This window comes from Aurantimonas sp. A3-2-R12 (assembly GCF_036016755.1).
GTDB lineage: Bacteria > Pseudomonadota > Alphaproteobacteria > Rhizobiales > Rhizobiaceae > Aurantimonas > Aurantimonas coralicida_A.
Map to the genome: position 1 here is coordinate 11493 of NZ_JAYXIH010000027.1, position 26673 is coordinate 38165.

General features: G+C 64.2%; 25 protein-coding genes. 17 read left to right on the plus strand and 8 right to left on the minus strand.

Annotation, left to right across the window (positions count from 1 at the left end):
• Nucleotides 1-373: 373 nt before the first annotated feature.
• From VSX60_RS14460 to VSX60_RS14480, 5 genes are all read right to left on the minus strand, one after another.
• Nucleotides 374-2317: a putative bifunctional diguanylate cyclase/phosphodiesterase gene (locus VSX60_RS14460; protein WP_327624931.1), complete on the minus strand. Its 1944-nt coding sequence runs from the start codon at nt 2315-2317 to the stop codon at nt 374-376.
• 24 nt (nt 2318-2341) lie between these two features.
• Nucleotides 2342-2812, minus strand: coding sequence for a molybdopterin-dependent oxidoreductase (locus tag VSX60_RS14465; protein WP_327624980.1), 471 nt, complete (start codon nt 2810-2812; stop codon nt 2342-2344).
• A gap of 974 nt (nt 2813-3786) precedes the next feature.
• Nucleotides 3787-4176: a hypothetical protein gene (locus tag VSX60_RS14470; protein ID WP_327624933.1), complete on the minus strand. Its 390-nt coding sequence runs from the start codon at nt 4174-4176 to the stop codon at nt 3787-3789.
• Nucleotides 4177-4243: 67 nt separating this feature from the next.
• Nucleotides 4244-5692 carry a DUF6880 family protein gene (locus tag VSX60_RS14475; RefSeq protein ID WP_327624935.1) on the minus strand — a complete coding sequence of 483 codons (1449 nt, stop codon included), beginning with the start codon at nt 5690-5692 and terminating at the stop codon, nt 4244-4246.
• A 183-nt stretch (nt 5693-5875) separates the two neighbouring features.
• Nucleotides 5876-6214, minus strand: a complete 339-nt coding sequence (locus VSX60_RS14480; RefSeq protein WP_327624937.1) for a hypothetical protein — start codon at nt 6212-6214, stop codon at nt 5876-5878.
• A gap of 298 nt (nt 6215-6512) precedes the next feature.
• Between VSX60_RS14480 and VSX60_RS14485 the strand changes: the two genes are divergently transcribed.
• From VSX60_RS14485 to VSX60_RS14515, 7 genes are all read left to right on the plus strand, one after another.
• Entirely contained in the window at nt 6513-7460 is a 948-nt protein-coding gene (locus VSX60_RS14485; protein WP_327624938.1) for a PHP domain-containing protein, read from the plus strand.
• Nucleotides 7461-7723: 263 nt separating this feature from the next.
• Nucleotides 7724-8857, plus strand: a complete 1134-nt coding sequence (locus tag VSX60_RS14490) for an extracellular solute-binding protein (RefSeq protein ID WP_327624939.1) — start codon at nt 7724-7726, stop codon at nt 8855-8857.
• Nucleotides 8858-8911: 54 nt separating this feature from the next.
• Nucleotides 8912-9811 (plus strand): lysophospholipid acyltransferase family protein, encoded by a 900-nt coding sequence (locus VSX60_RS14495; RefSeq protein WP_327624940.1) that lies wholly within the window; start codon nt 8912-8914, stop codon nt 9809-9811.
• Between the two features lie 75 nt (nt 9812-9886).
• Nucleotides 9887-11011, plus strand: coding sequence for an ABC transporter ATP-binding protein (locus tag VSX60_RS14500; RefSeq protein WP_327624942.1), 1125 nt, complete (start codon nt 9887-9889; stop codon nt 11009-11011).
• A 25-nt stretch (nt 11012-11036) separates the two neighbouring features.
• A complete protein-coding gene (locus tag VSX60_RS14505; protein WP_327624943.1) occupies nt 11037-12254 on the plus strand; it encodes an ABC transporter permease in 1218 nt (405 codons plus the stop codon).
• Nucleotides 12251-13120: an ABC transporter permease gene (locus VSX60_RS14510; RefSeq protein WP_327624944.1), complete on the plus strand. Its 870-nt coding sequence runs from the start codon at nt 12251-12253 to the stop codon at nt 13118-13120. Before VSX60_RS14505 ends, VSX60_RS14510 begins: the two co-directional genes overlap by 4 nt.
• A 22-nt stretch (nt 13121-13142) precedes the next feature.
• The gene (locus VSX60_RS14515; RefSeq protein WP_327624945.1) at nt 13143-13874 is read left to right on the plus strand and encodes a hypothetical protein; all 732 of its coding nucleotides are present in this window, start codon (nt 13143-13145) and stop codon (nt 13872-13874) included.
• Here the strand turns inward: VSX60_RS14515 and VSX60_RS14520 are convergent.
• Nucleotides 13822-14412, minus strand: coding sequence for a tetratricopeptide repeat protein (locus VSX60_RS14520; protein WP_327624946.1), 591 nt, complete (start codon nt 14410-14412; stop codon nt 13822-13824). The two genes, VSX60_RS14515 and VSX60_RS14520, sit on opposite strands and share 53 nt — an antisense overlap.
• 199 nt (nt 14413-14611) lie before the next feature.
• Here VSX60_RS14520 and VSX60_RS14525 point away from each other — a divergent pair, with 199 nt between their 5' ends.
• The 9 genes from VSX60_RS14525 to VSX60_RS14565 all read left to right on the plus strand — a co-directional run bounded on the left by VSX60_RS14525 (nt 14612) and on the right by VSX60_RS14565 (nt 23847).
• The gene (locus VSX60_RS14525; protein WP_327624947.1) at nt 14612-16153 is read left to right on the plus strand and encodes a putative bifunctional diguanylate cyclase/phosphodiesterase; all 1542 of its coding nucleotides are present in this window, start codon (nt 14612-14614) and stop codon (nt 16151-16153) included.
• An 18-nt stretch (nt 16154-16171) separates the two neighbouring features.
• Nucleotides 16172-16327, plus strand: a complete 156-nt coding sequence (locus tag VSX60_RS14530) for a hypothetical protein (RefSeq protein WP_327624948.1) — start codon at nt 16172-16174, stop codon at nt 16325-16327.
• A gap of 45 nt (nt 16328-16372) precedes the next feature.
• Entirely contained in the window at nt 16373-17953 is a 1581-nt protein-coding gene (locus VSX60_RS14535) for an ABC transporter substrate-binding protein (protein ID WP_327624949.1), read from the plus strand.
• 154 nt (nt 17954-18107) lie between these two features.
• The gene (locus VSX60_RS14540) at nt 18108-19001 is read left to right on the plus strand and encodes an ABC transporter ATP-binding protein (RefSeq protein WP_327624950.1); all 894 of its coding nucleotides are present in this window, start codon (nt 18108-18110) and stop codon (nt 18999-19001) included.
• Nucleotides 19002-19021: 20 nt separating this feature from the next.
• Nucleotides 19022-19858 (plus strand): ATP-binding cassette domain-containing protein, encoded by an 837-nt coding sequence (locus tag VSX60_RS14545; protein ID WP_327624951.1) that lies wholly within the window; start codon nt 19022-19024, stop codon nt 19856-19858.
• Nucleotides 19855-20595, plus strand: a complete 741-nt coding sequence (locus VSX60_RS14550; RefSeq protein WP_327624952.1) for a glycerophosphodiester phosphodiesterase — start codon at nt 19855-19857, stop codon at nt 20593-20595. The genes VSX60_RS14545 and VSX60_RS14550 overlap by 4 nt, the downstream gene beginning before the upstream one ends.
• The gene (locus VSX60_RS14555) at nt 20592-22013 is read left to right on the plus strand and encodes an alkaline phosphatase family protein (protein WP_327624953.1); all 1422 of its coding nucleotides are present in this window, start codon (nt 20592-20594) and stop codon (nt 22011-22013) included. The genes VSX60_RS14550 and VSX60_RS14555 overlap by 4 nt, the downstream gene beginning before the upstream one ends.
• Nucleotides 22010-22948: an ABC transporter permease gene (locus VSX60_RS14560; RefSeq protein ID WP_327624954.1), complete on the plus strand. Its 939-nt coding sequence runs from the start codon at nt 22010-22012 to the stop codon at nt 22946-22948. Before VSX60_RS14555 ends, VSX60_RS14560 begins: the two co-directional genes overlap by 4 nt.
• Nucleotides 22949-23025: 77 nt before the next feature.
• A complete protein-coding gene (locus tag VSX60_RS14565; protein WP_327624955.1) occupies nt 23026-23847 on the plus strand; it encodes an ABC transporter permease in 822 nt (273 codons plus the stop codon).
• Nucleotides 23848-23954: 107 nt separating this feature from the next.
• Here VSX60_RS14565 and VSX60_RS14570 read toward each other — a convergent pair whose 3' ends face one another.
• A complete protein-coding gene (locus tag VSX60_RS14570; RefSeq protein ID WP_327624956.1) occupies nt 23955-24854 on the minus strand; it encodes a MurR/RpiR family transcriptional regulator in 900 nt (299 codons plus the stop codon).
• Nucleotides 24855-25583, minus strand: coding sequence for an HAD-IIA family hydrolase (locus VSX60_RS14575; protein ID WP_327624981.1), 729 nt, complete (start codon nt 25581-25583; stop codon nt 24855-24857).
• A 155-nt stretch (nt 25584-25738) separates the two neighbouring features.
• On the opposite strand from VSX60_RS14575, the gene VSX60_RS14580 reads away from it, so the two are divergent.
• On the plus strand, nt 25739-26665 hold the full coding sequence (locus tag VSX60_RS14580; protein ID WP_327624957.1) for an ABC transporter permease: 927 nt from the start codon (nt 25739-25741) through the stop codon (nt 26663-26665).
• Nucleotides 26666-26673: the final 8 nt, after the last annotated feature.

The following is a 26673-nucleotide window of genomic DNA, read 5'->3' on the forward strand; positions in this document are numbered from 1 at the left end:
TTCTCCGCCATCGATGATCTCCATCCTTGCGCCCTGGGTCCCTGCCCTGCGTGACCGTATCGGCCAGATCCCATGGTGGTCGTCGATCAAAAATGCATGGACATGTCTTGTCGACGCATGACGATGCGGATGGCGGCGCCGAGCCTGAGCCGCCTCCTTCGTTGCCTTCGCGACCTTCTCAGCGTTGGGCCGTCATAATCCGTGCGAAGGGGAACCTGTGCTTCCATGAGGAACCACCGTTTGCCATGATGGATTCAGACTTTCCGCGATTTTGGGAATCCCGGAAGAGTCAGCTTTCGCTCCCGTGGGCATCAGTTGATGCGTTTGTCACGTCTTCGATCTGATCGATCAGTTCGGCTTCGAAGCTGCGAAATCAAGCGGCAGATCGGCTGCCAGCCTGCGATCTCGGACGATCCAACTCGATTTGCGAGGCGGGCTTCGGTCGGCCGAAATAGTAGCCTTGAACCTCAATGCATCCTACGGCCTTGAGTGCCAAATACTCGTCTTCCGTCTCGACGCCCTCGGCGGTCGTGGTCATGCCGAGGCTGGAGCCGAGTCCGGCCACCAAACGGACGATGGCCAAGCTGTCAGCGGAGGTCGATAAGCCGCGCACGAACGACTGATCGATCTTGATCTTGTCGAAGGGGAAACTGTGCAGATAACTCAGCGAGGAATAGCCGGTGCCGAAATCATCCATCGCGATCCGGACGCCAAGTCCACGGAGCTGGTGCAGGATGGCGACATTCCGGTCACTACGATCGAGCAGCACGGTCTCGGTGATTTCCAGTTCAAGCCGGCTGGGGGCCAAGCCCGAGGCGGCAAGGGCGCTGACCACTGTTTGCACCAGGGCCCGATCGCGGAACTGCACCGGCGACAGATTAACGGCGATCCTGATCTCGGAAGGCCAGGAGGCCGCTTCGGCGCAGGCCTGCCGCAACACCCATTCGCCGAGCTGAACGATCAATCCGACATCCTCCGCAAGGGGAATGAACTCGGCAGGTGGAATCATGCCGCGTTCCGGATGACGCCAGCGCATCAGGGCCTCGAAGCCACAGATAGCGTCGCGGGCGACCTCAATGACCGGCTGGTAGAAAACCTCCAACTCGCCATTGCCGAGCGCATTACGCAGTTCCGCTTCAAGCGACTTGCGGGTGTGCAGGTCTTCTTCCATCTTCGGCTCGAAGAAGCGAAAGATTCCCCGGCCATCGCCCTTGGCTTGGTAAAGAGCGAGATCGGCCTGTTTGAGAAGTTGTCCCGGCTCGGCGGAACGGTCTCTTAATTCGGCGATGCCGATGCTTACCGCGATGGTGAACTCGACGCCGTCAATAGCGAAGGGCGCACTGATGGCGGCGATCAGGCGCGAGGCGAGACCGGCGCAGTCGCGGGTCTCGCGCGAGGGCGGCAAAAGGATCGCGAACTCGTCGCCACCGAGCCGAGCGACGAGATTGTCATCGCCAATGTTCCTTCGCAGCCGATCGGCCACCGCCTTCAGCACCTCGTCGCCGAAGAGGTGACCGTGCGTATCGTTGATGTCCTTGAAACAGTCGAGATCGAGGAACATGATCGTCAACGACGACGCACCACAATTGGCGTGGTTCAAACAGGCTTCCAGCTCGTCATTGAACCGAAGGCGGTTGGCGAGACCGGTCAGCGGATCATGACGCGCCATGTGGACGATCTTCAGTTGGTCCTGCCGGAGCTTGGTGTCGGAGCGTGCCAGCAGGCGGTTGCTCCATAAGAGCAAGAGGATCAGGGCGATGCCACAGAGGATCAGACCGGCAGCAAGGCCGGTGAACAAGCGGTGGAGGCGCCGAAGCTCGCCCTGATCCTCTGCAATGCGCCTGTCGCCGGTCTGCCGGGCATCGGAAGCAAGCGAGGCCAGTTCCGCATGGAGGGGTGTCAACAGCCGATTGAGCGCGAGGACCGTGCCGGGCTCGCCCAACCGACCCAGAATCGGCTCCGCCGCACTCAGCGTTTCTTCGAGCCGGCCCAGAACACGGACGTTCTCAGGGTCGCGTCGAATGAACCCTTCAGCCTCGCCATTATTGAGAATATCCAGGCGGCCGAGGAGGATGTCGGCGCGGAGTCTGACCTCGTCCGCGTCGATGCCGCTGCCAAGGATCGCGGACTCCGCAACGCGCTGTTGCAGACGCGTAAACTCGACGAGCGCCTGATTGACCGACCAGACGACGTTATAGCGAGAAACCTCTTGGAGCGCCCGCTGTCGTTCGGCAATCAGGTACGAGATGTAGGCGGTCGCCAGGACGAAGCAGCCGACCGTCACCGCCAGCAGCGCTTGGATGAGACGCAGCCTCATATTCCGACCTTCGAATATGATGATTTATTCGACAATGAGCTTGGCGAGTTGCCAGGCCGATCGGCCATAATAGGTCTGGCTCTGGAGTTCCTTGTCACTATCGTAGGGATAAACGATGAACAGCGGTCCCTTGTCCCGCACCGACATATATTCGCCGTCCCGCTTCAAGGCGAGAATGGCGCCATACTTTTCGAAGTCCTCCAGCGGGATGTCGGTGCTGTAGTCGTTCAACGCAACCGCTTTGACATTTGTACCCTCGGCACCGACCAGTTCCATCAGCTTTGCCAGCGGGACGCCCTCGAAGGTGACCGGCTGGGTGTACCAAGGCGTCATGGTTTTGAAGGAGACGGTGCCGAGCGTTTCCAGCATCGCACGATCAAAGACGGCGGTATCTCCTTTATTAGTCGTATCGATCTTGCCCGATATCCACAGGATCGCCTTGCCCGTTGGATCAGCGAGCTCGCCGGCGTGGGTGGTATGAGAGGTGAACGCCATCAAAACGCCGAGCAGGGTGGCGGACAAGAGCGAGGCGTTCTTTACAAGCGGAACCATGGTTCATCTCCGTAAATTGCATCGAACTCACAGTCGCCCAGCGCGCCTAATATCGGCTTAAGAAATTGCCTGTAATTTCAGAGACTTATTCCCGGCGACGCGTGATGTGACTGGTTGCGATTTTTTCATTGACAGGGCCTTACCCCGGTTCCCGGCAAAGAGCGATGGCGCGAAGATCAGCGAGCAAATGTCCGTAGGAGAGCTCAGGGCCTCGCGCGGTGAGCGACCAACGGGCGGGCGGCGCGCATTTGCTGGGGCTGGCCGGCTTTTGGGGCACCGATATCTCGCCGGATTTGCCAGCGTGCCCGACGAGGTCCATGTCGTCATGGCACTCGTCAGTGCGGATAGCACAGCGAGAAGCCCCTCTACGTGTGGCCACCCGTTGGTGTTTGATCGCGGAAGGCCTTTCACTGCCCGGCCTATCCAATGGCGCAGTCGCTAGCCAGCCAAAGCAATTTTGCGGAACTCAAGCGCGAGTGGCCCGCTATAGCACCTTCAGCTGCCGGCTTGAGCGTGAGGTGGACGATCGATGCGCGTATTCGATAGCTATGAGTGGACGGACGACGAGGCACACCGGATTTTCGAGGACATCAAGCAGACGGTAAACGAGATATGGCGTAAAGCGGCAAGCGACGCCCGAAATCAGCCATCAGAAAGGGTTGTCGAAATCGGACGTAAAGCCTTTAGAGCGGCAAAGCCGTATTTGGATGACGCGAATGCTTTGAGGAAGATCCATGCGCGGCCGAGATCCTAACCGGGCGCAGCCGGGGCAATGATAACGGATGGCTCCTTCTGTTCGCTCTTACATTATCGCCGCGGTCCGGCGGTATCGAAATGTTCGACGATCGCGCGGACGAAACGCGGGCGGTTCGCTTTCCCCAACCGGAAAAGCGCCGGCTCTCGAATAGGGTCGAAAATCAAGGATCCGCGATCTCGCCCAACATTAGGGAGCAAGAGAAAGGGTCGGGATGGCCGTGGTTTCGCGGCGGATCCGCGGCGAGTTGCGGGTCAGAATACCGCACAGCCAGCGCGCCTCGACCAAGATGCTGATTGTCGGCGCCTTGTCCGGCGGGGATGATTTTGCGGCGTGGCAGAAGAGAGATCTGCCGATTCCTATTGAGGATCGGCTGATCGGCCTGCAACGGCCCGATGGATACCGACCGCGATGAGCCAAGGCAGATTTCGACGATCTCGATAGCCCCGCAAGCCTGTTGTTCGGCGACTGCGAGACCACCCGCGTGTCGTCGGACGCTGGCAGGTTTGCCGGTGGCGGGCCGGACCATCGCGCCGATGTTGACAATCCCCATTCCTGCCGATCCTGCGCGTCCGGGAAGACAGAGGATCCACGGACCGCAGTCAGCTGCGAAGCGGCAGTCAGGGCATCTTTGTCCAGAACGACGTCTTGCGGCCATGCTCTGACTTCAGTCGCGCGACATAGGCCTCGTGAGTTTCGAGTTCGCCGAATGACTCGATCCCCGCCGCAAGGCCCGCGCATTCGGTTAGATGCCGCGCCGCATGCCGATATCGCTTCACCCTTGCCCGTTCGAGAGCAAAGTTGATCATCGCTCGCAGCAGCCTTGTTGCCGCCAGCGGATATTTTCCGGCCAGCGCATCCGCCGCCGGGGTCAAAAGCTCGTAGTGGTCCCCGTTCCACTCGCGCCCGGGCTGCAACACCAGCGCCGCGGCCGTGTCGAGCGCCGGCCAGTTGAGAAAGAACACCAGGGCCTCGTGGCCGTCGGGATGGGCGAGCGCATGCGCCAGAGCCCGGTCCTCGGCCTCGACGTCATCGAAGTCGGGCAGTTGCTTGAGATAAGCACGCAGATGCCTGACGCTGAGCCTGCGCTCGAAGCATGCCCATCGAAACGCTTGCGCCTCGTCGGCCCGGCCAAGCGCCTCCATCACGGCAAGGCGGGTTTCTTCCCATTCATACGGAATCCAGCCCAGCCGGTCCGATCGCCGATCGTCGACCCGATTGATCGCCGTCCATGCCTCGTTCGCTCGCCCGGCCTCAAGAAGACGTTGCGCGATCTCGGCGGCGACTGCCGGGACAGTCCGCGCCGCCTCGCTCTGCTGGGCGATAAACGCGTCGACGTCGCCCTGCGCGTCCGCGATCGCTTCCAGGGCAAGGCGAACGGTGCTGTCATGCCGGCGCGCTTCGATCTCGTCGGCATAGACCGGGCCACCACTCCCCCATCCGATCACCTGCCGTTCCAAATCATTCCCCGGCCGATCGGGCGGCGTCTGGGAGAACGCAACGAGGCGCGCCTTCAGATGATCGAGACCTGTCTGTCCAAGACTTGGCGCCAGCACCGCGATCAATTCGTCATATTGCCCGTAGTCGTTTTCGAGGAGCGCCTCGAAAGCCTGGTCGGCCAACCGTGTGGAATCGGCGCCAGCGGCTTTGGCGAGGTTGCCGAGATCGTCGCACGCCCCGTGGAATATCCCGATCACCGTCCCGCTGCTGTCGTCGCACCGGCCGAATACCGGGGTCGCCAACGCCAGAAACCGCCACATCAGGTCAAGGGCCTCGGCGGGATCGGATTTGCCGACCTCGTCGACGATGGCGCGTCGCTGTATTTCCAGGTCGCCGACCAGGGCCTTTCGCTGTTGCCAACCGACGAGGGACCGCGAGCGCGCGATTGTCATCAAGCGATTGCGCACTTGTCGCGCGACCTCGCCTGCTCCTTGCGCCCCGGCCAGTTCCAGGCGAAGCCGCCGCTTGGCGCTCGCGCTGCCGGTGCTGATCTCGATCAACAGGCTCGCGAGCCGCTCGGCACCGAGGGCTTCAAGGTTCTTTGCGTTCAGCGTGGTCTTCGATGCCATGTCGGTCTCGTCTTCTGGCTTGGCTTGCGGAATGACGTAACCCTGCGTCGATCGCAAGGCCGGATGCAGATCGCGCGGATCTCCCATCCAGCGACGAGCCCGCAACGCACGGCGATCGCATGTCCGATATGAATGGCAAAAGAAGGAAGTGCCCCAGACGTCCCCTTGATCATGTTCCGGAAGTCAGCGTCTCAAGCCGCTGTATTCATTTACACATGGCCGCAGGACCATCCCTTTGTTTTCAGTCGCTACGCCCTCCGCGTTACCGGCCGTTTCGGCCATGGGCAACCAACGGCGATGCCGCGTCCGCCTCACTACTGGCAGTGTCGATGGCACCTTGACGTCTCGGCGGAAGCCGAGCCGGCGTCTTTCAATAACAAAGTCATTGCCGGCGGGAAGCCGGTGGGCGGGGTCAGTTCCCGCGCTTTCGCAGGCATCTTCCGAGAAGGCCGTCGCCATCGCTGCGGCGAAGATCGTCTTCTTGTCGCCGCCGTGGTTGTTCGCCCACTGATTGTCGATCATCTCGCGGGCAACATCCGCCTACATTTCCTTCCAGACGCGGTCGAAATAACTCGCGGCCGTCGGGGCGCCAGCACGCCGTCACCATGCAGCATCCTGCCTGCTCGATCATCGGATACACCAAGGTCGACAGACAGTTGCTGAACCAAGCCGTCGCTCGTCGCATAGGGGAGCAGGCGCTACTTGCGCCATGGAACCAGATCATCGGCCTATCGCCGTGATCCTCGACGAGCGCAACCGTAGAAGATGTAGGACGCCATAAGCCAACAACCATCACCTGACTGTCATCTTGCTCTGCGAAATGGTCCTCACACTCTGGAGACCCCCAATGAGCAGCTTCTTTTCGGCCCCCGGCAAATTTTACCGCGGCAACCTGCATACCCATTCGAACAAATCCGATGGGGTGCTCGACCCGATAGAGGTCTGCCGCCGTTACAAGGCTGAGGGGTATGATTTCCTGGCACTGACCGATCATTTCGTCGGGACTTATGGCTATCCGATCACCGACACGACCGGGTTCCGCGACCAAGAATTCACCACCATCCTCGGGGCTGAGATTCATTCGGGTGCGATGCTGAACGGCGAGTTGTGGCATCTGGTGGCCGTGGGGTTGCCCGCGGATTTCACCCCACCCGACGCGCCGCATTTCCATCCGGTCGAGGGGATGGAAAGTGCTACGGATCTGGCTGCGCGTGCCCGCACCGCGGGGGCTTTTGTGGCCATCGCACATCCCCAATGGTCAGGTCTGACGATGGAAGACGCCCGCAGCATCGCGGCCGCCCATGCGGTCGAGGTCTATAACCACGGCTGCGCCGTGGGGTGCGACCGGCCGGACGGATTTCACATGCTGGACTTGTTACTGTCCGAGGGGCGCAAGCTGAACCTCATCGCGACCGATGACGCGCATTTCTCGGAACCCGACCATTTCGGCGGCTGGGTCATGGTCAAGGCCGCGGCAAACACGCCCGAGGCGCTGTTGACCGCGTTGAAGGACGGGAGCTTCTATTCCAGCCAGGGGCCCGAAATCCGCGACATCACTGTTGGCGCCGACGGGGTCGAGGTCGCCTGTTCGGCGGCGGCAGCCATCATTGTTCAGGGGCATGGGTCAGCGTCCTTGGCTTTGCACGGCAATACGATGACGCGCGGGGTGGTGCCGCTCGATCGCTTCCGAGCGTCGCCCTGGATTCGTGTGACGGTGACGGACCGCGCGGGCAAACGGGCCTGGTCGAACCCGATCTGGATATCATAGCGCGACGGGACTCTGTGGCAGTCATCCTAGAGGAGGCAACAATCCATCTGTTGCTGGCCTCCGGCATCTCGGGCCCCCGCCGTCTGATCCCAGACTATCAGCGGTGGAACGGCGCCCACGGCACGCCTATCCGTTCAAGCTGGCGATCATCGCGGACCAAGGCGCCGCCGGCTGTCGTCCAACTGTCATCGTTCCGTCGCGGGTCCTTCATGGGTGGGGACTATCACGGCGCCAGCTTCAACCATGGTAAGGATTGCCGTTCGATGATCACCCGTCGCTCCGTGCTCAAGAGCACCCTCGCCGCTTCGGCGGTGCTCGCCGCGCCCGCCGTCATGCGCTCTCCCGCCTTCGGCCAGTCGTCCGGCAGCGTGAACGTCTTCGTCTGGGGCGATTACATCCAGCCCAACATGATCGAGAAGTTCCAGGCCGACACCGGTATCACGATGAACGTGTCGACCTACGGCTCCAACGACGAAGCCGAACAGAAGCTGAAGGCCGCCGGCGGCAAGGGCTTCGACGTCATCTTCCCGAGCGTGACCAACGTCGCCAACTACCAGGACGGCGACCAGTTCATCCTGCAGCCGCTCGACGAGAGCCGCATCGAGACCGGAAACCTCATCCCCTCCATGTATCGCGATTCGATCCAGCTCGGCGCCGTGCAGCGTGGCGAGCGCGTGGCGATCCCCTTCAACTGGGGCACCGAGGCGGTCACGTTCGACGCTTCCGTCTTCACCGACGTCACTGACGCCGATGTCTCCTACGGTCAACTTTGGGACGAGCGTGCGAAGGACCGTGCCGCTTTCCGCCAGAAGTCGGTGATGGTCGGCACCGGGCTCTATCTCGACGCCATCGGCGAGGTTCAGTCGAACCGGATGCTCGACATGTACAAGTCCGAAGAGGACATGCGGCGGGTGCTCGACGCGGTCGCGGAATACGTCATCGCCAACAAGCAGAATTTCGGCGCCTTCTGGAACAATGCAACCGAAGCGCTCAACGCGTTCCAGCAGGCCGGCTGCGTCGTCGGCCAGACTTGGGATTCGACCGGCCTTCTCCTCAACCGCGACAATGCCAACCTGAAATACCGCATGCCCAAGGAAGGCGGCATCACCTGGATGGATTCCATGGCGATCCCGTCGGGCGCCGAGAACCTAGACCAGGCCTACGCCTTCCTCAACGCCATGCTCGAGCCCGAGATGGCCGGTCTGATGAGCATGAACACCGGCTACAACTCCTGCGTCGAGGGGGCGGCGGCCAACGCCGGCGAGGTTTATGCCCGCCAGTTCGCCGAGGTCTACAACGCGGACAATCTGGCCAACCTTTGGTGGTGGCAGGCCGACACACCCTACTTCGCGCCCGTGCGGCAGGAATATGTCGACCGCATTACCAATGCGGTCTGAGCCAGGATCGGAAGCCTCGTGGGCCCTTCCCGCCCGCGAGGCTTGCAACGCGCCATGACATCCGAATTCTCCTATGCCAGCAGCGTGCGAGGGCCTTTCAAGCGGGCCCTGGCGCACGGTGTGGAATATGTCAGCGGTCAACACCGGCTGGCGCGTATTTACGCGTTCTACCGCCGTGGCCCATCCGGCCGCAATTTTTGGGACGACGCGCTTCGGCACCTGAAGGTCAGCGTCGAGATCGGCGGACTGGGGTTGAGCGCCATTCCGCGCGAGGGGCCGGTCGTCTTCGTGGCCAATCATCCCTATGGTGCGCTCGACGGCATCGCGCTCGCCTGGGCGGCCGGCTGCGTGCGCTCAGACGCCAGGATCCTGGCGCACAATGCGCTCGTTCGCATCCCGGAAACGCGCGAGCACCTCTTCCCCATCGATTTCACCGGCACCCGTGAGGCCGAGCGGACGAACGTGGCCAGCCGCGGCGCCGCGCTGGCGCACCTGAAAGCCGGCGGCGCCGTCATCGTCTTTCCCGCCGGCGCGGTGATGACAACGCCGACGCCGCTCGCCACCCGGGCCGAGGATCTGCCCTGGGGACCGCTGACCGCGCGGTTGATCGCGCGTTCGGGCGCAACCGTCGTACCGGACTTCTTCCCGGGCCAGAACAGCAGACTGTTCCAGATCGCCAGCCACATCTCCGCGACGGTCCGTACGGCGCTGCTCTACCGCGAGACCCTGCGCCATCGTGGCAGGCGGATCGCGATGCATGTGGGTGCGCCGATCTCCGTAGCGGAGCTGCGTGCGGAGCCCCACGCCGGTGCGCTGATGGCGCTCCTGCGAGCTCGCACCTTCGCCCTGACCGATGCGTCGCGCGGGCGCCCCGCCGATCACGGTCCTGATGGCAACGCGGGCCGGCTCGCTGCTGCGCTTGCACCGCGCCGGATAGGAATCAGTAGCCCGTGATCAGAACGTCATATCCCTGTGTCAGGCTTCGCCGTCCGGCACCGCTACGAATGGAACCATGCTCGTGAGAGTTCAGTGAGCGATCTCAAGTCCGCCCGCGGACAAAGCGTCCGCCTTAAAGACGTGGCGATGGTGTTCGACGGTTTCACCGCCGTCCAATCCACGGATCTGACCATCGAGGCGGGCGAGTTCTTCTCGATCCTCGGGCCGTCGGGTTGCGGGAAGACGACTTTGCTGCGCATTGTCTCGGGCTTCCAGGCGGCGACGTCCGGCGCCGTCGAGATCGGCGGACGGCCGGTCGACCACCTCGCGGCCAACCGACGCCCCACGGCGATGATCTTCCAGAATCTCGCCCTCTTCCCTCTGATGTCCGTATGGGAAAATATCGCCTTCGGGCTGGCCGCGCGGGGCATCGGAAAGCGTGAGCAGCGGACCCGCGCCGAAGAACTCCTTGCGCTGGTCGCGCTTGAAGGCCAGGCCGACAAGCGTCCGGCGCAACTTTCCGGCGGTCAACGCCAGCGCGTCGCCGTGGCTCGTGCGCTGGCCGTCGAGCCCTCGGTGCTCTGTCTGGACGAGCCCTTGTCGGCGCTCGACCTGAAGCTGCGCCAGCACATGCGGGCCGAATTGCGTGCCATCCAGAAGCGCACCGGCGTCACATTCATCTATATCACCCACGATCAGGGGGAGGCGCTATCCATGTCCGACCGTCTGGCGGTGATGAACGCCGGGCGGATCGAACAGGTCGGCGCCGCCAGCGACATCTACGACCGGCCGGCCACGCCCTTCGTCGCGTCTTTTGTCGGCGAGCAGAACGTCTTTCGCGGTCGCGTGGCCGAGGTGCGGGACAATATGGCCTATGTCGAAGGCATCGAAGGGCGCTTCCTCGGACGCAACGTATCGGGGCTCAAGACTGGGGATGCGGCCATGCTGTTAGTGCGCCCGGAGCGGACCGGTCTCGTCAATGGCGGCCCCGCCCCCGGCAACCTGATCGAGGCGCGGATCGAGCGACGCGAGTTGGAAGGACCCTATCTCAACATCGTGGCGCGCGGACGCGGCGAGCGTTCGATCGTGCTGCATCTGGCCAATGACGGGCGCGTGGTCGACACGAACGGATCCGCCCGTATCGGCTTTGCGTGCGAGGACGCTTTGGTGATGGCCGACGACGCCGAGGCCTTGAGCGCCGCGCAGGTGGACGACTGATGCAAGCGCCGAGAAAGACCCGCTGATGCGCTCGCTCACCCGCTCCCTAGGTTGGCCGTTGACCACGCTCGTCGTCGGCCTCGTGGCGGTCTGGATCGCCGGCATGATCGCCTTGCCGCTCGCCACGATGGTCGAGCGCGCTTTCGTGTTTCAGGACCGGGCCGACGATCTGACCGTCATGGGCACGCGCATCAACCGCCTCACGCGAGACGTGGCGACCATCGAACTCGACGTCAAAATGCTGGAGCGCGAGGCAGCGAACGCCGCAACGGAGGAGGCTGCGGCGGATTCCGGCTTTCCGGCCCCCTCGATCTCCGGTCCATCGGCATTGGCGCCCACCCTGACGCCGAGCATCACCCCAACGCCGTCAGCGCCGGGGACAACCTCGGAACTCGGGCCAAAGGACATCGCCGCCGAAATCGCTTCGCTTAGTGCCCGGAAAAGGGAAATCGCGAACGACATCGCCACTTTGAAGCAGGAAGAGGAGCGGCTGCGGATCGAAAAGGCGAACGCGTCGCGCTATTCGCTCCAGAACTTCTCCACCATCAGCCCGATCCATGCCGAGGTCTTCTTCTCCACGCTCGGCTATGCGTCGCTCGTGACGGTGCTGGCTTTCCTGATCTGCTACCCCGTCGCCTATGCAGCCGCCACGGCGAAGACCGCCAACAAGCTCGCGTTGCTTCTTTTGCTGCTGGTGATCCCTTACGCGATCAACGAGTTGCTCCGCACCTTCGCCTGGGTGATGATCCTGGAGCGCGAGGGCGTTCTGAACACCCTCCTCTCAGCGCTCGGTCTCTTCGCACCCGGCGAAGGCCCGCGTTGGGTGGCCTCGAACGGCGCCGTGTTCACCGTCATGATCTACACCTACCTCCTCTTCATGGTCTTCCCGCTCTACAACACGCTCGACACGCTCGACAAAAACCAGGTCGAGGCCGCGCGGGATCTGGGTGCCTCGGCCTGGCAGCTTCATACGCGCGTGGTGATACCGCACGCCAAGCCGGGCATCGCGATGGGCGCGATCATGGTCTTCATGCTCTCGGCAGGCTCCATTGCCGTGCCGGACGTGATCGGGCGCGGCATGCATCCGGACTGGTTCACCCAGATCATCTATCGGCGCTTCTTCGAGTCGGCCAACTGGAACCAGGGATCGGCTTACTCGCTGATGCTGCTCGGCGCCTGCGTCGTCTTCGTCCTGACCGTGATGGCCACCTTCCGGGTGAACATCCGGGACGTAGCGCGATGACGACGGCCGAAACACTCCGTCCCGCCACACCGGTCGCCGGCGGGAGCCGCACGCGCAGGGACTGGTCCGACGCGGTGCTGAACGTCTATCTTCTCTTCTTCTTCGCGGTCCTGTTCGCGCCCTTGATCATCATGGTCGTCGCCGCGTTCAACGACTACCCCTCCCCTTCGATCGCGCCGTGGCGAGGCTTCACCTTGCGCTGGTTCGCGGCGGTGCCGCAAGACGCGCGAATCGTGCGCGGGCTTTGGCATTCGCTGCTCATCGCGAGCGGCGTCATCGCCATCGCGATCCCGCTCGGGCTGAGCGGCGCTTTGCTTCTGTCGCGTCTCCAATCGCGCGCCAGCGGCATCCTGTACACCGCGCTGGTCTCGCCGGTGATGACACCCGGCATCGTCCTCGGCATTACCACGATGGTCTTCTGGCGCGACGTCTTCGGCGTCGAAGCGGGGCTGTTCACGGCCATGATCGCGCAGGCCAGCTTCATCGCATCCTACTGCATGCTTTTGTTGATGGCCCGCCTGTCGCGCCAGGACCGCACGCTGGAGGACGCCGCCGCCGATCTCGGCGCCACGCCCTTCTATACCTTGCGGCGAATTACGCTGCCTTTCCTCGCGCCCACCATCGCGACCGCGGCGGTGATCGCCTTTCTGCAATCGATCGAGAACTATCCGACCACCTTCTTCTCGATCGGTTCCTCCTGGACGCTGGTGACGGAAATCGGCAGCCGTATGCGCTTCGGCCTGTCGCCGATGATCAACGCGATCGGCGTGATCTTCATCGTCGTTACCGTGGCCAGCGCTCTCGTCTGGGCCGCTCTGCGGGCGCGCGAATCTCGCGCCACGGTCCGGACGCCGGCGCGCAGCTGATGCCTGTGGTAGCGAGGCGTCCATGAAGATCGATCTGCGGTGCCTGCCGGGCTGGGAGGCGCGTCTGCCCAAGCCCGTGCTCGCCCGCTCCAATCTACCCGACTGGCTGAAGGCCATGCCGCGCGAAGCGCCGAGCGGCGTGCTCGGCGGGATGATGGTCCGCACGCTCAAGCAGTGCCCGCCCTTCATCGACGCCATGCAGGCCGGCATTCTTTTTCCACTGGTCGCGGATTTGCATGTGGTGGACGGCCAGTTCACCTGGGACAGCGGCCTGCCCGCCAGCCCCGTTTCGCGGCTCACCCGTTCGCCCATCGGCGTCCATGTGCCGGAACAGACGGTGGGCGCGCCCTTCCACGACCCCGACGCCTTCGCCGTCAAGTTCACCAACGCCTGGACGGTCACACTCCCGGAAGGCTGGTCGCTGCTGATCCAGCATCCGATCAACCGTGAGGAGCTGCCCTTCCGCACGCTGGCCGGCTGGGTCGATGCCTATCCGGGCGGCATGATCCACTTCCCGGCGTTGTGGACCGCCCCAGGGTTCACGGGCACGCTGCCCAAGGGCACGCCCGTCGCGCAGGCGATACCGGTGCGCCGCGAAGCCCTGGAGCTCGACTTCGGCGAGATGTCGGACGCGGACGTTGCGCGCCACGCCGCGCTGCAGGACGAGTTGCAGTCGCAGCCCGGCCTCTATCGCAAGCGGTTCAGAGCCGGGTCGGGTCCAGCGGCAGACGACCCCGAGGTCCTTGAGCCCTGAGCTTGAGCAGTTGCGGGCGAAGCGTCGGCCCGTCGAGCGCCGCCATCGCAGCCTCGAACGCCTCCATCGCACCGGCATCGCGCAAGGCCTCGGCGCGCAACAGACCGGCGCGCGCGCCATCGACGCCCTCAAGCACCGCGGCGGCTTCCTCGGCCAGCCCGAGCCGAAGACAGGCGGCGGCAAGATTCGTGGCAACGTCCGCGTCGCCGGGATGTCGCGACAGATAAAGGCGGGATGCATCGGCGGAGGTTGCCCATTCACCGGTCTCCAGCGTGCAGGCGGCAAGTTCGAAAAGCGCCTTCGTATCGTCGGGCCGCAGCGCAATGGCCCGTTTCGCCGCCGCCGCGCCCTCACCGGCCCGGCCCGCCAGCCGGCATACCAAGGCCAGATTGTAGTGCAGCGCGCGGTCCTCGGGATGGTCCCGCGCCGCGGCCCCGAGCGCATCGGCCGCGTCGCGCCAGTTGCCGGCCGCGATCGCGATCTGCGCGAGGCGTCTGGGATCCGTGCGTCTCGGCGCGGGCGTACGATTTGAAGTCATCGGGGGATAGTAAGCACCATGCGTGGCTTTGCCCAGTCGCCGTCCGGGTTCAGGCATCGGCCGATCTGCGACGCCGATCTCGCGCTGACGTGAGCCCCATCGAGAGCATACTGTCACTGAATCTTCATATTCCGTTCACGCGATCTTACCAATTGCCGCCGGAAAAGATGGGCATGGCCATTTCCGAGGATAGTTCGCCTTGACCAGCTTCAAAGATCCCCGTTCCACCATGCGTCTGAGCTATGTCTCTCTGGTCGCTTCGCTGCTGGCGACAATGTCTCTGGTCGGGTTGGGGCTGGCCAGTGCGTCGTTCCAGGAGGGATGGCTCCCTCAACTGCTCATGGCTGCGGTGCTCGCTGTCCTGACTGCCTTGTTCTGGGCCGGTCGGCTGCATCGCCTCGTCGTTAAGCTCTTCCGCCATATGCAAACAAGCGAGATCGAGCAGGCGCGCGCCCATGACCGGGATGTGGCGACCGGCGTTCTGACCCGGCGGGTCTTCATCGCCTCCTGCGAGCGGTGCTTGAAATCACTGGCGCCGGCGACCGGATACGCGCTGATCCTCGTCGACATGGACCATCTCAAGCAGATCAACGATGCCTATGGCCATGATATGGGCGACGCGGCCCTGCGCCATCTGACCACCGTGGCCGAACAGGTCGTGCCGTCGGCGATCCTCGGCCGGGTTGGCGGTGATGAATTCGCCCTTCTGACCGAATGCGGCAAGCCGGAAGCTGCCAGGCAATTGGCGGGACGTTTCCTCACCGAACTTGACCGCACCGTCTATCACGCGGGACGCCCGTTGAACCTGTCCGCGTCGATCGGCATCGCGTTCGCTCCTGACGACAGCTCGTTCTTTGGGGAATTGATGCATTTCGCCGATCTGGCGCTTTACGAAAGCAAGCGCAACGGCCGAGCCCAGGCAACGTTGTTCGAGACCGAAATGCTGCGCGATCAGAAGCAGAACCGGTTCATCGAACGCGAGCTTCGCGCCGCTATCCTGCTCAACGAACTCGAACTCGCCTATCAGCCCATCGTTACCGGAGACGGCGCGCTGTATGGCTGCGAGGCGCTGGTGCGCTGGCGCCACCCGGCGCGCGGGATCATCGCCCCGATGGACTTCATCCCGATCGCCGAACAATCGCTGCTCATCGATCTTCTCGGCGAATGGGTGTTCCGTCAGGCCTGCCGCGACGGGCTTGCCGCCGAACCGCTGATCATCGGGGTCAATTTCTCCGCCAGCCAGTTGAAACGCGACGACGTGGTGTCGATGGTGGAGCGGGTTCTGTTCGAAACAGGAATGCCGGCCCGCCGCGTCGTCATCGAGATCACCGAATCGGTCGCGATGAACGCCAACGAGAATGTCCTTCGACGACTGCGCGCCCTCCGCGCCCTGGGGCTACGGATATCCCTCGACGACTTCGGCACCGGCTATAGCGGCTTTTCCTACCTGCGTTCGTTTCCGATCGATTCGATCAAGATCGACCGCAGCTTCGTCACCAAGCTCGGCGCCAGCGAGGCCGACGACGTCCTCATCACCGCGCTGGCCAGCGTTGCCAACGCGATGGGCCTGAGCATCGTCGCCGAAGGCATCGAGACCGAAGAGCAGATGCTGCTCGCCCGCATGGCCGGCTGCAAACTCCTGCAAGGCTATCACATCGCCCGGCCGCAGTCCTGGTCCGCGATCGAAGGCATGCTGGCCGGTGCGCCGCCGACGGAGGCCGCGGACTCGGCCGCGGCCTGAGTTCACCGCGGAGTATCGATGAGCGTTGTCATCACGCCGTCGGTCAGCCTGCCGGGCGCCACCTTCCGGATCGGGTCGTTCCCACTCGGAAAAGCCCAGGCGGCGAAGCCGACGATTGCTTCCCATAATGCTCCCACGCTCACCCAGCACGTCACTGTCATCAAAGCTTTTTAGTCGCCGTCTATTTGGTCTCCATTCTCCAGAACCGAAGGACGCAGAATGGTTACCCGAACGATTTCCACGATTGTCGCCGCGGGGCTTGCTGCCGCCAGCATGTTCGCGCCGAATGCCCCGAAGGCCGAGGAACGCCCAGCCATCGTCGTCGCCGTCGCCGACAATCCGCCGACCCTCGAGCCCGGCAAGGAGATGTCGAACGTCGGCACCCGCGTCGTCTATTCCGTCTTCGATACGCTGATCCGGCGCGACTTCCTGTCGTCCGACGATGCGGGAGGCGCCAAGCTGGTTCCGTCGCTGGCGGCCAGTTGGAAGCGCATTGACGACCGCACGCTGGAAGTCAAACTGCGCGACGACGTCACCTTTCACAACGGCGCCAAGCTCACAGCCGACGACATCGTCTTCACCTTTTCTCCCGAGCGTCTGACCGGCCCAAAATCCCCGCTGCCGCAGGGTCGCGCCTATTTCGGCGTACTCGAAAAGGTCGAGGCGATCGATCCGCTGTCGGTCCGCTTCACGACGAAAGCTCCCGATCCGCTGCTTGAGCAGCGGCTCGCCTCCTGGGCATCGTGGATCGTCAACAAGAAGGACTGGCTGGAGAAGGCGAAGGGCGAGGCGTTTGCCCGCTTCCCGATCGGGACCGGCCCCTACAAGCTGGATGAATACAGGGCTGACGAATATATCCGTTTCACCGCGTTCGACGACTATTTCGGCGGCAAGCCCACAGCGGCCTCCGTCACCTTCCGCAAGGTGCCCGAGCCTGCGGCGCGCGTCGCGGGTCTCGTCAGCGGCGAGTTCGACATCGTCACCAATGTCGCTCCCGATCAGATTGCCCAGATCAACTCTTATGATGACATCGAGACGCGCAGTGTCGTTCTCGCGAACTCGCATGTCCTCGTCTACAACACCGACCATCCGGTCTTGAAGGACAAGCGTGTCCGCCAGGCCCTCAATCTCGCCATCGACCGCAAGTTGCTGGTTGACGCCCTCTGGGACGGCAAGGCTGTGGTTCCGAACGGCCATCAGTATCCGGAATACGGCGACATGTACCAGGCCGACCGGCCGGGCTTTGCCTACGATCCGGAAAAAGCCCGTCAGCTTCTCGAGGAGGCTGGCTACAACGGCGAGACGATCGTCTACAGCACCGAACCGAACTACTACCTCAATGCGCTTCCGGCAGCCCAGGCGATCCTGGAAATGTGGAAAGCGGTCGGGATCAATGCGGAGCTCAACGTCGCCGAGGATATCGACAACCTGCCCAACGACGATCTGATGGTACGCAACTGGTCGAACTCGACCCGTTATCCGGACCCGGTGGGTGCGCTCTGGAATAGCTGGGGATCCTACGGCTCGGCACAGAAGACCTGGCAGAGCTGGGCTCCGGAGGAGTTCAACAAGATCGGACGCGAACTCGAAACGACGAGCGAGCACGCGAAACGCTTCACCCTCGCCAAGCAGTTGATGGACAGCTGGGAAGACGACGCGCCCGGCACAATCCTGTACCAGCCACTGGAAACCTACGGGGTGCGCAAGTCGCTGAAATGGCAGCCCTACACGTTCTACTACATGGATCTTCGGCCCTATAATCTGGTCGACGAGGCGAGCGCCGCGCGTGCGACCCAGTGAGCACGGGAGGGGGGGGGGGCCCCCGGGGGCCCGGGGGGGCGGGGGCGCCGGCGGCGCTCCCTCCCCCGATCTCCGTTCCGACGCTGGCCAAAAGACCGTTCTGCGCGTCTCCGGCCTGACGGTCGGAACGGACAATGTCGATCTGGTGATCGACGTGTCGTTCAGCATCGAACGGGGCGAGACCCTGTGCCTCGTCGGCGAGAGCGGCTGCGGCAAAAGTGTCACCTGCCTGGCGGCGATGGGTTTGCATTCGGAACCGGTTCGCCGCAAGGCGGGGTCCGTCGCTCTCTTCGACGAGACGCTCAGCGAGATGACCGAGCGCCAACTCGCCCCTATTCGTGGGCGCGATGTCGCGATGATCTTCCAGGATCCGGCGGCGTCTCTCAATCCGGTCCAGCGCGTCGGCCGGCAGGTGGCCGAAGTGCTGGTGGTCCATCGCTCGCTTTCCTGGCGCGCCGCGCACGAGCAGGCGATCGCCCTGCTCGGCGAGGTCGGAATTCTCCATCCGGCCGACCGGGCGGACGCCTATCCCCATCAGCTTTCCGGCGGCATGTGTCAGCGGGTGATGATCGCGATGGCGCTTGCCTGCCGGCCGAAGCTGATCATCGCAGACGAAGCGACAACCGCGCTCGACGTTACGACCCAGGCCCAAATCCTTCGCTTGATGAGGACGCTGCAGCGGGAGACAGGAACGGCAATGATCTTCGTCACCCACGACCTCAGCGTGGTGGCCGAGATCGCCGATCGGGTCGCCGTCATGTATTCGGGACGTATCGTCGAAAGCGCCTCCGCCGACGAGCTCTTCGACCATCCCGCTCATCCCTACACGCGCGGCCTGATGGATTGCCGGCTCGACGCGCATGCGCCCGTAGCCGACCGGCTGCGCGCCATCGAGGGCACCGTGCCCGGCCCGGCGGCGCGGCCAGCCGGCTGCGCGTTTCGCACCCGCTGCTCCAAGGCCAGGGCGGTCTGCGCCGAGACGCCGCAACTGCGCTGGCGCGCCGGGTCACAGGCCGTCGCATGCCATTTCCCCGAGTCACTCCAGTGAACACGCCTGAGTCGCTTGCGGTGAATCAAGTCGTTCGGATTTACGGTCGCGAGCCGGGCTGGTTGCGGCCCGGCAACCAGCTTCGCGCCGTCGACGACGTATCGTTCAGCCTGCGGCCACGAGAGACGCTCGGCGTCGTCGGAGAAAGCGGAAGCGGCAAGTCTACCCTGGGGCGGATCGCCGCCGGCATCGAGGCGCCGAATGCCGGAACTGTCCGCTTCCGGGGCCAGCCCTATGCCCCGATCGGTTCGCGCAAATGGCGCCACCAACGCCGGGCTGTCCAGGTCATCTTTCAAAATCCGTCACGGGCGCTTGATCCGCGCCTGGCGATCGGAGTCCAGATTCACCAAGCGATGTCCGCGCATCGGCTGTTCGACGAAGCGGGCAGAAAAAGACGGGTCGAGGAAATGCTCGCCCTGGTCGGCCTACCTGGGCTCGCCCATCGCTATCCCCATCAGTTGTCGGGAGGGCAGTTGCAGCGGAGTGTCATCGCGAGGGCTTTGGTGCTGGAACCCGAGATCGTCGTTTGCGACGAGGCGGTCAGCGCTCTCGACGTCTCCGTGCAGGCCCAGATCATCAACCTCTTGAAGGATCTGCAGGCCGCCCTCGGCCTCGCCTATCTATTCATCTCGCACGATCTCGGCGTGGTGCGGAATGTCAGCCACCGGATCGCCGTCATGCAGCGGGGCCGCGTGGTGGAAATGGGAGAAGCGGGCGCGGTCTTCGCGTCCCCCCAACATCCATATACCCGTGCGCTTCTCGCCGCGATGCCGGCCGCCTCGCCCGCCGAACGCCGCATCCGCGACGCCGCGTCGGCCGTCCGCGCCAATTCCAGCGCAGCGGAGAACCCACTGTGACCGCATCCGCCAGACCGCTGCTTGTCGCCCATCGCGGCTATTCCGCCATCTATCGAGAAAACTCGCCGGAGGCTTGGCGAAAGGCTGCGGAAGCCGGTGCCGACGTCGTCGAAGCTGACGTCCGCTTCACGGCAGACGGCGTCGCGGTATGCTGTCACGACAGCGATCTGTCGCGTCTGACCGGGCGGCCGGCGGCAATCGCCGAGACGGATGCGGCAATCCTGGCCACCATCGAGGCCGACGGGATGCCCGCGGCGCCAACCCTCGAAGCTCTCTTTGCCGAACTTCCGGCCGACAAGGCCGTCTTGCTCGACGTCAAGGACGAACGCCCGCAGGCGATCGACCGCCTTCTCGCAATCCTGGCGACGTTCGCGTCCGCCCCTATCTTTCTCGGTCTTCACAGGATCGAGACGCTTCGTAGGGTTCGGCGGCATTCCGACCAGCCGGTGGTCGGTCTGATCGACAACTCCCGGGACGCGGACGCGTTCTTCGAGGCCGGCGGCGACATCCTGCGGCTGTGGGAAGCCGATGCTCTCCCCGGCGTCATCGAGACCGCGGCGAAGCGGGCGCATCCGATCTGGGTGACAACCGGCCATCGCGACACCGGTCGACGGGTCGGCGACTTCGACGCCGACGTTCTGCGCCGCTTGGCCGGCGAAGGTGTAGCGGCCTTTCTCGTCAATGATCCCCTCGCCGCCCGCGCGGCAATCTCTGCGATATCCAGGAGCCCCGCATGAACCACGGCAGCACGCTCATCGTCTGTTTCGACGGTTTGCGCCGCGATCGGACGACGCCGGACCGGATGCCCAACCTCCATCGTTTCATGGCGGAGGGCGTCGACATGGTGAACAGCCGCAGCGTTTTCCCAAGCGAGACGCGGGTCGCCGTCTCCAGCGTGGTGACCGGGTCTTCCCCCGGTTCTCACGGTCTGGTGGCTAACCAGTTCTTTCATCGTGAAGTGGCTGGCGACGCTCTGTTCCGCACCGCCCGTCACCAGGACCTCCAACGGGCCGACGCTCGCGGCGTGCTGATCGACCGCGAGAGCCTCGGCGAGCGCCTGGCTCGCGCCGGCCGGCGCTATGCCGTCGTCAGCACCGCCTCGCCCGGCGCCACCTGGATGATGAACCATCGCGCCGCCACGCTCGGCCAGCCGGTCTTCTCCGTCTACTCCGGCGTCGGGTCCGACGCGATCGCCGATTCGGCCTCCGCCCGCTTCGGTCCGGTGCCGGAAGCCGCAACCCCCAACACGCCTCGCATCGACTATGCCTGCCGTGTCTTGACGGAGCTGATCTATCCGGACTATCGGCCCGATCTCGCTTTGCTCTGGTTCTCCGATCCCGATATCACCGCGCATGGTTTCGGGGTCGACGCCGTGCAGACCGTCGCCGCCCAGCGCGGTTGCGACGACGCCTTCGCGCGTCTTCTATCGTGGTGGCGGCGCGGCGACGGACCGCAGAACATTCTGGTCATGTCGGATCACGGCCAGATCACAGGGGAGCGCCAGATCGACCTGGCATCCGCTCTCCCGGGGCATGAGGGGGAACTGGCCCCAGGATATTTTTCCAGCCTGCATCTGCGTGACGCCGGCCCGGCCGCGATCGCCAGCTCGGTGGAAATGCTCGCGCAACAGCCCTTTATCGGGCTGATCTTCGCCACCATTCCGGGCGACCCGGCGGCGAGCGTTCCCGGCGCCCTTCCGGCGTCGCTGTTGGGCGGCGGGCATCCCCGCGCGGCGCCCGTCAGCTTCACGCTGAAAGCGACGGCCGGTGCCGGGGGGATGGAATCCTGCCTGTTTACCAGTGGCATAAAGCCTGGCGGGGGCATGCATGGCGGCCTTGCCCGCCGCGAATTGTCCACCGTTCTGGCCGCGTTCGGCCCGGCCTTTCGCGCGAAGAGCCGATCGCCGATCCCCTGTTGGCTTCCGGACCTCGCGCCGACGCTCCTGACGGTGCTCGGCCTGTCGAGCGAGGGAATGGACGGGCGCGTCCTCGCCGAAACGCTGGCGGGCGATGCGGGCGGCCCGCCCGACGTATCCCGCCGCGCATTGCAGGCAACCATCGGAACACACAGCCAGGGCGTCGAGCAATGGCTGGTCGACGGGAAGGCGATCACCGATTTCGGTTGGTCGGCCACGGCAGATGAAACGCCGACATGAGCATTCGATTCATTCTCGCCAAACTGCTGCGCGGTCTCGTCACACTCTTGCTCGCGGTAACCTTCGTGTTCGTGGTCCTTCGGCTGTCCGGCGATCCCGTCACCCAGATGTTGCCGGACGACGTGCCTGCTTCCGTCATCGCCGAATATCGGCGGATGTGGGGTCTCGACCGCCCGCTTCCGGAGCAATACCTACGCTACGTGCTCGCTCTGCTGCAGGGCGATTTCGGCTTTTCGTTCCGCGACAACCGTCCCGCCTTGGATGTGGTGATGGAGCGGGTCCCGGAAACCATGCGCCTCGGCTTTGCGGCATTCGCGATCACCGTGATCATGGGCATGGCGGCGGGCATCCTCGCCGCCCTTCGGCGCGGCACCGGCACCGATCACGCGACGATGGGCTTCACGATCCTGGCGCACAGCATGCCGAACTTCTTTCTCGGAATTCTGCTCATCCTGCTGTTTGCCATGAGCCTTCGCGTCTTGCCAAGTTCCGGCAACGCGACATGGTGGCACCTGATCATGCCGGCTGTCACACTCGGCGCCAGCCATGCCGCGTCGGTGGCGCGGTTTACCCGATCTTCGCTTCTGGAAGTGCTCCATCAGCCCTTCATGCGGACCGCCCGTGCCAAGGGGCTGACGCTGCAGCGCCGCGTCGCGATACATGCCCTGCCCAACGCGGCGATTCCGGTCGTCACCGTGCTCGGCCTGCGACTGGGCGGACTCATCGGCGGCGCGGTGGTCGTCGAATCGGTCTTCGCCTGGCCCGGAATCGGCCTGCTCCTGGTCAACGCGGTCGGCCAGCGCGATCTGGCGGTCGTCCAGGCGATCGTTCTGTTGATCGCGCTGACCATGGTGATCATCAATTTTCTGGTCGATATCACCTACGGCTGGCTCGATCCGCGGATCGAAGGCATGCAAGGAAGGGCGACGCGATGACTGTGGCGACCCCATCCGAAACGGTCACCCAGAATGCGCCAAGCCGCCCTCGGTTTCCGCGACGCCGTGGCGTGCCGATGGCCATCTGTCTTAGCGCCGTCTGGCTTGTGCTGATCTTCGTCGTCGCGCTCGGCGCCGACGTCATCGCGCCATTCGGCTATGTCGACCAGAGCCTTCTCAACCGCCTGAAGCCGCCGGCCTTCCTCGGCGGCGATCCAGCCCATTTTCTTGGCACGGACGGATTGGGCCGCGATGTCCTCAGCCGGCTGATCTACGCGATACGCACGAGCGTCCTGATCGCCTTCTTCGGTACGCTGATCGGCGCGAGCGTCGGGACGCTCATCGGCTTTCTCGCGGCGCATTTTCGCGGATGGGTCGAGGACGCGGTCATGGTGCTGGTCGACTTCCAGGCCAGCATGCCCTTCCTGATCATCGCGCTCGCCGTTCTGGCCTTTCTCGGCAACAGCTTCTGGCTGTTCCTCGTAGTCGTCGGCCTCTATGGCTGGGAAACTTATGCGCGCCTTGCCCGCAGCCTGGTGCTCCAGGCGAATGTCCAGGGATATGCCTTCGCGATCCGCACGCTCGGGGTTCACCCGGTCCATATCTATGTTCGCCATGTCCTGCCGAACATCCTCAGCATCCTGGTCGTCCAGGTGACGCTGAATTTCCCGGAACTCATCCTGCTCGAGACGTCGCTGAGCTTTCTCGGGCTCGGCGTTCAGCCACCGCAGACCAGCCTCGGCCTGATGCTGGGGGAAGGGCGAAACTATCTGGCCACGGCATGGTGGATGGGCATTCCCGCCGGCATCGTGATCTTTCTGACCACGCTGTCGGTCAGCCTCGTCGGCGACTGGCTGCGCGACCGGCTCGATCCGACTCTCCAGGTGGCGGATAGCTGATTTATCACGGATTTTCAGTCTGCCGGGTATCGATCCCCTCTGCTCGAACGCCGCTTTCGACATGGACCGCAAGCGGGCACTCCCTTCCGAAAAAGCGCCCTCGCCGCTTAAACCCGCTTGACGGACAACACGTCGAATGTCCGGGCGATGGTGGCCACCGAGCGGTCGTAATCGGCGAGCGCGAGGGCGGCGATCAGAGCGTCGATGATCGCCAGCTGGGCGATCCGGCTGGTCATGGCTTCGGTGCGGAACTCGGTCTCGCGGGCCAGCGTGTGCAGCACGATATCGGCATGGGCGAGCAGCGGCGACTTGCCGAAATTCGTTACGCAGATGGTGGTCGCGCCGGCTTCCTTCGCCAGCCGGGTCGCGGTCAGGGTCTCCACCGTGCTGCCTGAATGCGAGATGGTAATCACCGCCGTCGCGGGATCGCACAGGGAGGCGGTAATCGCCTGAACATGACTATCGACACTGGCGTGCGAGGGAATCCCGATGCGAAGGAGGCGGTAGTTCGCGTCCTCCGCCACAGTCGCCGCGCTGCCGATACCGAACACCTCAACGCGCTTCGCCGCACGGATCGCGTCCACCGCCGCCTGCATCGCTCCGACGTCGAGCGCCCTCTGCGTATCCTGCAGCGCCTGAAGATCCGACTTGAAGACCTTGTCGATAACGGTCGCGAGCCTGTCGCCGCGCGAGAGATCCTCATGGATGAACTGAACCGGCTGAACGAGCTCGCGCGCTAGTGCGATCTTGACCTGCTGGAAACCCCGCGCGCCGATCTGCTGGCAGAGCCCGACCACGCTGCCCTCGCTGGCGGCTGTGCCTTCCGCGACCTCGGTCACCGACATGTGGATGACGTCGGCCGCGTTTGCGCGGATGAAATCGGCAATGCGGCCGGCCGTGGGAGGCAGGCTGGCCCGGATCGCGGCGAGACGATCGAGCACGCCGCCGAACGCCTCGCTCCGACCGGCAGGGCTTTTCTCCGCGTGCTTGCGCGCTGCATCGCTCATTCAGGCCGTCTCCTGCATATTCAGGAAGAGAGCGGGTCCGAGGTCGCCCGGCCGAACCCGCAGGAACCGCATTCCCAAACGCCGCGCTCCGGCGCCATCGGTCGCCGGGTTGTCGCCGATCATCAGCGCCTTCGTCGGCGCCACGCCGAGCCGCTCGCAGCCGAGCCTGAACAATAGCGATTCGGGTTTGCCGACGACATGGTAGTCGTCGCGGCCGGCGCAGGCCAGTATCGCGGCGGCGAGCGCGCCGGCTTCGGGAACCGGTTGGCCATCAGGACCCCGGTGGCTGCCGTCGGGACAGGCCACGTAGAGCTCGGCGCCGCTGGATACCGCAGTCGCGGCGGACGCCAGCTTGCGGTAGGAAAAGCGCGTGTCCCGCCCGACCAGGACGACGTCGCAGCGCTCCGTGGCCGGACGGAGCCCCCGCTTTCGGGCGTAACGGTGCAGGGCCCGGCTCCCGAGAAGCAACACCCGCGCCCCCGGACAGTCCCGCGCCACGCGGTCCACCGCCGCGGTGCCCGCGAGCACGATATGCTCCGGCCCGACCGGCAGGCCGATCCGACGCAGCCGCCGCGACAGGTCCCCTGGCGTGTGCTCGGCATTGTTCGAGACGATCGCGAATTGCCCTTCGAGCCGGTCCAGAAGCCAGGCCGCGCCGGGCAACGCCACGCCGCCGGTCACCAAAGTTCCATCGAGATCCAGCAGATAGCCTTCAAGCCCCTCAACCATTGGCGACACGGCAAACCCTTTTCCATTGGTTCCAAGGCAAAGATGTATTGATGAAATCTCAGTGTCAATATGAAATCTCATTGAGATAGCTTCATCTACCTGTCACAGAACGTCTCTAGGACTCCGATCGAACCTTTCGAAACCGGAGCCCCGCCGTGCTTGGATATGCCCTGACGCGCATCGTTCGAATGGCGATCACGATCCTTGTCATCGTCACCGGCGTGTTCTTCGCGACCCGCCTGTCGGGCAACGCCGTCGACTTCATCGCCGGGGAGGGTCTGGGGGCCGACGACCGGGCGAAGTTGATCGCATATTACGGCCTCGATTCCTCGCTCTGGGAGCAATACCGGCGCTATCTCTACTCCTTCGCGGACGGCAATTTCGGCATCTCCTTCATCGAGCGCCGGCCGGTCTCGACAATCGTCATGGAGCGCATCGGCCCCTCGCTGCAGCTCCTGTTCGGCGCCATCGCGCTCACCCTGATCGTGGCGGTGCCGGCGGGCATCGTCGCGGCGATCCACCGCAAGTCCTGGATCGGCTCCGCGGTGACGAGCATGGCCTTCCTCGGCTATGCAATCCCCAACTTCATCCTCGCCATCCTGCTGATCCTGACGCTGAGCTTCTGGCTCGGCTGGTTGCCGAGTTCAGGCTCGGGCACATGGGCGCATTTCGTGATGCCGTTGATCGTGCTCTCCGCCGCCCTGATCGCGAGCCTTACCCGATTCACCCGCAACGCCATGCTCGACGTCCTGAGCCAGGATTATCTGCGCACCGCCCGCGCCAAAGGCTTGCCCGAGCGCACGGTGATCTTCAAGCACGCGCTGCGCAACGCGCTCATCACCATCTTGTCGGTGCTCGGCCTCCAGATCGCCGGGCTCGCCGCCGCCGGCAACGTCGTCGTGGAGTCGATCTTCGACTGGCACGGCATCGGCGAGATGCTGGTTAGCGCGGCGCTGCGCCGCGACTACCCGGTGCTCCAGTTCGGCGTTCTTTCCGTCGCCGTCGCCGTCATCCTGATCAACACGATCGTCGACATGGCCTATGCCGCCGCCGACCCGCGGGTCCGGCTATCCAATGCATGAACGGGAGG